Annotated in this window: 8 protein-coding genes; 2 read left to right on the forward strand and 6 right to left on the reverse strand. The window is 39.7% G+C overall.

All coding sequences use genetic code 11. The annotated features are described in order from the left end of the window. Window positions 1-1046, forward strand: a 1046-nt coding sequence (locus V7D82_RS12940; RefSeq protein WP_333601376.1) for an HAL/PAL/TAL family ammonia-lyase, incomplete at its 5' end; no start/stop codon positions are given. 3 nt (window positions 1047-1049) lie between these two features. Here the strand turns inward: V7D82_RS12940 and V7D82_RS12945 are convergent. From V7D82_RS12945 to V7D82_RS12970, 6 genes are all read right to left on the reverse strand, one after another. Next, the gene (locus V7D82_RS12945; protein ID WP_333601377.1) at window positions 1050-1409 is read right to left on the reverse strand and encodes a DUF1304 domain-containing protein; all 360 of its coding nucleotides are present in this window, start codon (window positions 1407-1409) and stop codon (window positions 1050-1052) included. 2 nt (window positions 1410-1411) lie between these two features. After that, on the reverse strand, window positions 1412-1993 hold the full coding sequence (locus V7D82_RS12950; RefSeq protein WP_333601378.1) for a TMEM175 family protein: 582 nt from the start codon (window positions 1991-1993) through the stop codon (window positions 1412-1414). A 3-nt stretch (window positions 1994-1996) separates the two neighbouring features. Then, window positions 1997-2512 (reverse strand): DUF421 domain-containing protein, encoded by a 516-nt coding sequence (locus tag V7D82_RS12955; RefSeq protein WP_333601379.1) that lies wholly within the window; start codon window positions 2510-2512, stop codon window positions 1997-1999. After that, on the reverse strand, window positions 2509-2697 hold the full coding sequence (locus V7D82_RS12960) for a hypothetical protein (protein WP_333601380.1): 189 nt from the start codon (window positions 2695-2697) through the stop codon (window positions 2509-2511). The genes V7D82_RS12955 and V7D82_RS12960 overlap by 4 nt, the downstream gene beginning before the upstream one ends. 11 nt (window positions 2698-2708) lie before the next feature. After that, complete coding sequence (rimK, locus tag V7D82_RS12965; RefSeq protein WP_333601381.1) at window positions 2709-4079, reverse strand: 30S ribosomal protein S6--L-glutamate ligase; 1371 nt, start codon at window positions 4077-4079, stop codon at window positions 2709-2711. A gap of 85 nt (window positions 4080-4164) precedes the next feature. After that, the gene (locus tag V7D82_RS12970; protein WP_333601382.1) at window positions 4165-6708 is read right to left on the reverse strand and encodes an ATP-dependent Clp protease ATP-binding subunit; all 2544 of its coding nucleotides are present in this window, start codon (window positions 6706-6708) and stop codon (window positions 4165-4167) included. 264 nt (window positions 6709-6972) lie between these two features. On the opposite strand from V7D82_RS12970, the gene V7D82_RS12975 reads away from it, so the two are divergent. Then, window positions 6973-8283 (forward strand): DNA topoisomerase (ATP-hydrolyzing) (locus tag V7D82_RS12975; RefSeq protein ID WP_333601383.1); only part of this gene is annotated, 1311 nt, incomplete at its 3' end.

Raw genomic sequence — 8283 nt, forward strand, 5'->3', positions numbered from 1 at the left:
CCCATTTGTCATTACCCTTATTTGGCGAGGGTGAAGTGTATTTTGAAGGAAAGAAAGTTCACGCTTCCGAAGTTTTAAAACGCTTCAATTGGCAACCGATAGTATTACAATCTAAAGAAGGGTTGGCATTGCTGAACGGAACTCAATTCATGAGTGCTTACGGGTGTTATGTGTTGTTGAAAGCCATGAAATATTCCTATTTGGCAGATGTGATTTCGGCGATTTCGTTAGAAGGATTTGATGGCAGAATTGAACCGTTTAATGAATTGATTCATTACGTTCGCCCTCATAAAGGACAAATTGTGACGGCCAAACGTATGAATGATTTATTGGAAAACAGCCAGATTATTGCCCAGCCTAAAGAACACGTGCAAGATCCGTATTCGTTCCGTTGCATTCCGCAAGTGCATGGCGCTTCAAAGGATACGATTGATTACGTGAAAAAAGTATTTAAAACTGAAATCAATTCGGTTACCGATAATCCTAATATTTTTATAGAAAGCGATGTGATTGTATCGGGTGGGAATTTCCACGGGCAGCCATTGGCTTTAGCGTTGGATTTTCTGGGAATTGCTTTAGCCGAATTAGGCAGCATTTCTGAAAGAAGAACCTACCAATTGATTTCAGGATTGCGAGGTTTACCGGCTTTCTTGGTTGATAATCCGGGACTGAATTCCGGCTTTATGATTCCGCAATATACCGCAGCTAGTATTGCCAGCCAGAACAAGCAATTGGCTACTCCGGCGAGCGTCGACAGTATTGTTTCCAGTAACGGGCAGGAAGATCACGTGAGTATGGGAGCGAATGCAGCCACTAAAACGCTTCGCATTATGGACAATCTGGAGCGTATTTTAGCCATAGAATTAATGAATGCTTCTCAAGCTATTAATTTTAGACAACCGTTACAATCAAGCCCATTTATTGAAATGTTCCTCAAATCGTATCGCGAAGAAGTGCCCTTGGTTAAAGAAGACAGAATCCTGCATTATGATATTCAAAATTCGGTTGCATTTTTGAACAGTTTTATGATTGAGTTGGAGGACTAGGTTTTATATAAAAAGACTCAACAGTCCCAATATGGCAGGCACAGCCTGTACAAAGAAGATTCTTTTAGAAGCTGTTATGGCGCCATAGATTCCGGCAATCACAATACAAGCCAGGAAAAAGTGCGCTATGCTTTTACTCCAAAACACATCCGGAATACACAATGACCAAATCAGTCCCGCGGCGAGAAAACCATTGTATAAGCCTTGGTTGGCAGCCATGACTTTTGTCTTTTCAAACTGATCGGCTGGAATGGTTTTGAAGACTTTGCGTCCGCGTGTCGTCCAGGCGAACATTTCCAACCAAAGAATGTAAATGTGCAAAACCGCAATGAATCCGATGATAATTTGAGAAAGTAAGTTCATGATTAGTCGTTTTCGTTAAAAACCCGTTCAATTCTTTTATCGGGCACTAGCCACATCAAAGCCACTAAAATGTAGATGACTCCGGAAACTAGTGGATAATAATTGGCAAATAAAACGGCGATTGTATACAAAATAGGAGAGGACTTGCCTTTGTAATCTGAGCCAATGGCTTTTTTTAGCAAAGAATTTTCGCCTTGCTGTTTTAGAATGAATCCTTGTAAAATGAAATAGGCCACTCCATTCATTAACAGAATCACACCATACATCATCATCGGAAATGGCGCAAAGTGGTTGTCGCCAATCCAGGCGGTGGCAAACGGAATTAGTGATAACCAAAACAGCAAATGCAGATTCGCCCAAAGAATAGCGCCATTCACCCGTCTTACGGTATGCATCATATGGTGGTGATTGTTCCAATAAATCCCGATGTATATGAAACTTAAAACGTAGCTCAGGAATTTGGGAAGTAAAGGGCGCAACGCATTGCAATCCATACCTTCCGGAACTTTAAATTCCAGCACCATGATAGTAATGATAATGGCTAAAACACCATCGCTAAAGGCTTCAAGTCGGTTTTTATTCATAGACTAGTTGTTAAGTGTTCCCAGTGTTTTATGAATTTTTCGTTTGTGATGCGTTTGCTTCAAATTTTTATCTCCCGAAATAATACTAATACTTCCGTCGATTTCAAACATCGCTAATTTTACATCTTTATAAAATTCTACACCGTGTTCGCGCATCGACTCCTGCAATTCCTCGGAAGTGATGCCTAACTTGGCTAAGGTTTTAAAATAAATTTTACCATCGTGCACTAAAATTTCCGGCTTATCCTGCACTAGTTCTTTGATGAACTTTGAATTCATCATTACTTTTTTGAAGATAAGATTAATGACAAACAATGCCACTGCAGCAGTTATTCCGCCCAGGAGCGAGGAATTGCTGCCTACCATAGCATTTTGTACTGAGTTACTGATTAGTAAAATCAGTATGACATCGGCGGTGTTGAGCTGGGATAGTTCTTTCTTGCCAAAAATCCGCAAAGCAATGACCATGAATAAATACACGGAAATACTCCGGAGAATAATGTCAAGATAAGGATTCATGAGGTTTTAGGTTTTGTCAAATGCATAACCAGCAGTACTACTAGTGCCGCAAAAATTAAAAAACCACCAATGCCCAACACTATATTGGATTCTTCTTTGTTCAGGAATTTGAATAGTATTCCGATGGCGGTAATCATCATGCCTTTGGCAAATATGATTAAGGAAGGCAAATATCTTTTGTTCATGTTTTATAAGTTTATTTCCATTTAAAATTTTTCTCAATCGCTTTAATCATTTCTCCGGCTATGTCTTTGTTGGTAGCGCCTTCAATGCCTTCTAATCCCGGCGAAGAATTTACTTCCAACAATAATGGTCCCTTTGAAGAGCGGATAATATCCACACCGGCCACTTTCAAATCCATTGCTTTGGCGGCTTTGATAGCGATACGTTTTTCATCAGCCGTAGGTTTGATAATCGATGCGGTGCCACCCATGTGAATGTTGGCTCTGAACTCTCCTGCTGCAGCTTCCCGCTGAATGGCGGCTACTACTTTTCCGTCGACTACAAACAAACGCAAATCTTTTCCGTTGGCTTCTTTGATGAATTCCTGTACCAAAATATTGGCATTCAAACTTTTAAACGCATTGATTACCGATTCGGCTGCTTTTTTGGTTTCAGCCAAAACCACTCCTTTTCCCTGTGTGCCTTCCAGTAATTTTACAATCAGAGGAGAGCCACCCACCATTTTAATCAAATCATCAGTATCTAAAGGAGAATTGGCAAAACCAGTCGTCGGAATGTCAACACCGTTTCTCAATAGCAATTGCAGTGAGAACAATTTGTCTCTCGATTGTGTTATGGCGGCTGCCGAATTGAGGCAATAGACTTTCATCGCTTCGAACTGACGTGTCAATGCACAGCCGTAAAACGTTATGCTTGGACGGATTCTCGGGATAACAGCATCAAAATTATCCAATACTTTTCCGCCGCGGTAATGAATTTCGGGCTTATCGGCATCGAGTTTCATATAACACTCTTTGATGTTCAGAAAGTGCATTTCGTGTCCGCGCATTTCGCCGGCTTCCATGATGCGTTTGTTGCTGTACAATTCGGGATTGCTGGCCAGTAAACCAATGCGCAATCCTGATTTTACCGCAATAGCATTAACATATAAATCTTTGAGGTTTTCAGTTGAAGTTTGGCCCAACAAATATTTCTGCTCCGGATCAACGAGTATTCTGCCACTCATGGCTTCCCGACCCAATAGCATTCGAAAACCCATGGAATCCCGATTGGTCAACGTCATTTCGATTTCCCAAGTGTCGTTGCCAATGTTGATGTTGGTTTGAATTACATAACGTTGTTCGCGAAAACCGCTGGAGCTTTTTACAATTCGTTTGTCAATGAGTTTGGCTTCGCAATGAATAACGGTTTTGAGATTGTTTTGAATAGGGTTGATGTCGAATTTTACCCAGTTTTCGGTGTCTTTTACAAAAGGAGCAATGTTGATGGCGTGTAAGGCCGAAGTTTTGGCGCCCGAATCGACGCGGGCTTTAATGGCGGGAATTCCCAGTTCCGGGAAGGAACACCATTCTTCGGAACCTAATATGATTTTGTTTAGTGGCATTTATATAAATTTAGAAGCCACGAACTTTCGAATAAACAGCGTATCATTATTCGTAATTCGTGGCTTGTAAAAGATTAAATTTTAATTATTTAGTTGGCTTTTCCGCTTTTTGAATCGTAACGGTCAACTCTTGTGAAGTTTCGTCTAAATCCATGAAAATTTCATCGCCGGAGGCTATTTTGGAAGTGATAATTTCTTCCGCTAAAGCATCTTCTACATATTTTTGGATGGCTCTTTTTAACGGACGCGCACCAAATTGTTTGTCAAAACCTTTTTCAGCAATAAATGCTTTTGCTGTGGCAGAAAGATTTAATTTGTATCCTAATTCTTCCACACGAGCGTATAATTTTTTCAATTCGATTTCGATAATCAAATCAATGTCGTGTTTTTCAAGAGCGTTGAATACTATAACATCGTCAATTCTGTTTAAGAATTCAGGAGCAAACGTTTTCTTTAAAGCGTTTTCGATGATGCTTTTTGAATTGTCATCAGCTTGCGATATTTTGGCTGCGGTTCCGAAACCAACACCTTGTCCGAAGTCTTTCAACTGGCGGGCTCCCACATTGGAAGTCATGATAATAATGGTGTTTTTGAAATCGATTTTTCTTCCCAAACTATCTGTCAAATAACCATCATCCAAAACCTGTAGCATCATGTTGAATACATCCGGATGCGCTTTTTCGATTTCGTCTAATAAAACGACACAGTATGGTTTTCTTCTAACTTTCTCGGTCAATTGTCCACCTTCTTCATAACCAACGTAGCCCGGAGGCGCACCGATTAATCTTGAGATGGCAAATTTTTCCATGTATTCACTCATGTCGATACGAATTAAGGCATCTTCTGAATCGAATAATTCTTTGGCTAACACTTTTGCCAATTGGGTTTTACCCACACCGGTTTGTCCTAAGAAAATAAAGGAACCGATTGGTCGGTTCGGATCTTTCAATCCGGCACGATTACGTTGGATAGAACGGGCAATTTTCAACACCGCTTCGTCCTGTCCGATTACTTTTCCTTTGATTAATTCCGGCAAATGAGCCAGTTTGTTGCTTTCGGTTTGCGCAATACGATTCACGGGAATTCCGGTCATCATTGAAACTACATCGGCAACATTATCTTCGGTCACGCGGATTCTGTTGTTTTTAGAATCTTCTTCCCATTGTTCCTGGGCAATGCCTAAGTCTTTTTCTAAACGTTTTTCGTCATCACGTAACTTAGCCGCTTCTTCGTATTTCTGTTTTTTAACGACAGAATTTTTTAAATCGCGTACTTCTTCTAATTGACGTTCCAAGTCCAAAATTTGTTTTGGCACATCAATATTGGTAATGTGAACGCGGGAACCCGCTTCGTCTAAAGCATCAATCGCTTTGTCCGGAAGGAAACGCTCTGACATGTATCTGTTTGTTAATTTTACACACGCTTCAATCGCTTCGTCGGTATAAATTACATTGTGGTGATCTTCGTATTTGTTTTTAATGTTGTTCAAAATCGTAATGGTTTCTTCTACCGAAGTTGGCTCTACAATTACTTTTTGGAAACGTCTTTCTAACGCGCCATCTTTCTCAATATATTGTCTGTACTCATCCAAAGTCGTAGCACCGATACATTGTATTTCGCCACGCGCTAAGGCCGGTTTAAACATATTCGATGCATCCAATGAACCTGTAGCGCCACCGGCTCCGACAATGGTATGGATTTCATCAATAAACAAAATGATATCGTCGTTTTTCTCTAACTCATTCATTACCGCTTTCATTCTTTCTTCGAATTGTCCACGGTATTTGGTACCGGCAACCAATGAAGCCAAATCAAGCGTTACGACTCTTTTATTGAAAAGAATACGCGACACTTTCTTTTGAATGATGCGTAAGGCCAAACCTTCTGCGATGGCAGATTTACCAACTCCAGGTTCTCCAATTAATAAAGGATTGTTTTTCTTTCTTCGGCTTAGAATCTGAGAAACACGTTCTATTTCTTTTTCACGACCTACAACCGGGTCGAGTTTGCCTTCTTCTGCCAATTCGGTTAAGTCACGACCAAAGTTATCCAAAACCGGAGTTTTTGATTTTTTGTTCGTTTTGTTCGCCGGATTATTGAAACTGCCTTCTTTTAAACTGTCATCTTGACCTGAATCGTCATTGTACGACTCGTTTTTAGGCAGGTTGTCCATAAAATCTTCTTCGTTCGGTGTCATATTTAAATATTGTTCTTTAACTACGTTATAGTCTATTTTGAGTCTATGCAGCAGTTTGGTTGTTGGATCATTTTCATTTCTTAGGATGCACAAAAGCAAATGAGCGGTACTTATTGAAGTAGCTTGAAATACTTTAGCTTCTAAGAACGTTGTTTTTAAGGCGCGTTCCGCTTGACGGGTCAAGTGTAAATTTTTCTTTTCGTTGCTTATCTCAACATTTGGGTTGGCCGGACTTAATACCTCCACTTTTTTACGCAAATGTTCCAAATCAATTGACAGGTTATTTAAAATAGCAATCGCTTTACCATTTCCATCTCTCAAGATACCAAGCATCAGATGTTCCGTTCCAATGAAGTCGTGGCCTAATCGCAGGGCCTCTTCTTTACTGTAAGTGATTACATCTTTGACTCTTGGTGAAAAGTTATCATCCATATAGTATATGATTTGTATTGTAAATTTAGTTATAATGAGTGATTATTACAAAAATCATTCCGTCTAAAAGTACTGTCAGCTAATTGACAAAAAAAAAGCCAATAATGAAAGTAGTCGCGCTTGTATTTTATTAACCAAAAAAACACCCTATTTTGTTAATAAATCATTGAAATTTGTGGGCGAAAAACCCTTGTAATTTTGCCAAATGCCCTATATTAGCACGTTTTGAATTTGAACTAATTTTTTATTAATAATTTATAATATATGTCTGACGGAGAAAGGTTAATTCCGATTAACATCGAAGATGAAATGAAATCAGCTTACATCGATTATTCGATGTCTGTAATTGTCTCAAGAGCACTACCTGACGTGCGTGATGGTTTGAAACCAGTACACCGAAGAGTGTTATACGGAATGTATGATTTAGGAGTTTTTTCAAACAGAGCTCATAAAAAATCCGCAAGAATTGTTGGAGAAGTATTAGGTAAATATCACCCACACGGTGACACCTCGGTTTATGATGCCATGGTTCGTATGGCTCAGGAATGGAGTTTGCGTTACTTATTGATTGACGGTCAGGGTAACTTTGGTTCGGTAGACGGTGACAGCCCTGCGGCGATGCGTTATACTGAGGCCAGAATGAAAAAAATGTCAGAAGACATTATGGCAGATATCGATAAAGAAACAGTGGACTTCCAATTGAACTTTGACGATACGTTGTATGAGCCAAAAGTAATGCCTACCAGAGTTCCGAATCTTTTGATTAATGGAGCCTCGGGAATTGCGGTTGGTATGGCTACTAACATGGCACCACACAATTTAACTGAAGTTATCGATGGTACTTTAGCATACATCGATAATAACGATATAGAAATCGACGAATTAATTACACATATTAAAGCACCGGATTTCCCAACGGGTGGTGTGATTTATGGATATGAAGGTGTTCGTGAAGCTTTCAAAACAGGACGTGGTCGAATTGTGATTCGTGCCAAAGTTAGCTTTGAAGAATCCAACGGAAGAGAAGCGATTATCGTTTCTGAAATTCCGTACCAAGTCAATAAGGCCGACATGATTAAGAAAACGGCTGATTTGATTAACGACAAAAAGATTGAAGGTATCTCCAACATCCGTGACGAATCGGATAGAAACGGAATGCGTATCGTTTACGAATTGAAACGTGATGCGGTGCCGAATGTGGTCTTGAACACGCTTTATAAATACACGCAATTACAATCTTCTTTCAGTGTGAATAACATTGCTTTGGTAAACGGAAGACCACAGATGTTGAACGTAAAAGAGTTAATTCACTATTTCGTAGAGCATCGTCATGACGTTGTTATCAGAAGAACACAATTCGAATTGCGCAAAGCAGAAGAAAGAGCCCACATCTTAGAAGGTTTAATCATTGCTTCAGATAATATTGATGAAGTAATTGCTTTGATTCGTTCTTCGAAAGACGGAGACGAAGCCAGAAGCAAATTGATTGAACGTTTTACACTTTCTGACATTCAGGCACGTGCCATTGTTGAAATGCGTTTGCGTCAGTTAACCGGTCTGGAACAAGACAAGTTA

It is taken from the genome of Flavobacterium sp. (genome assembly GCF_036741995.1).
In the GTDB taxonomy this organism is placed as follows: Bacteria; Bacteroidota; Bacteroidia; order Flavobacteriales; family Flavobacteriaceae; genus Flavobacterium.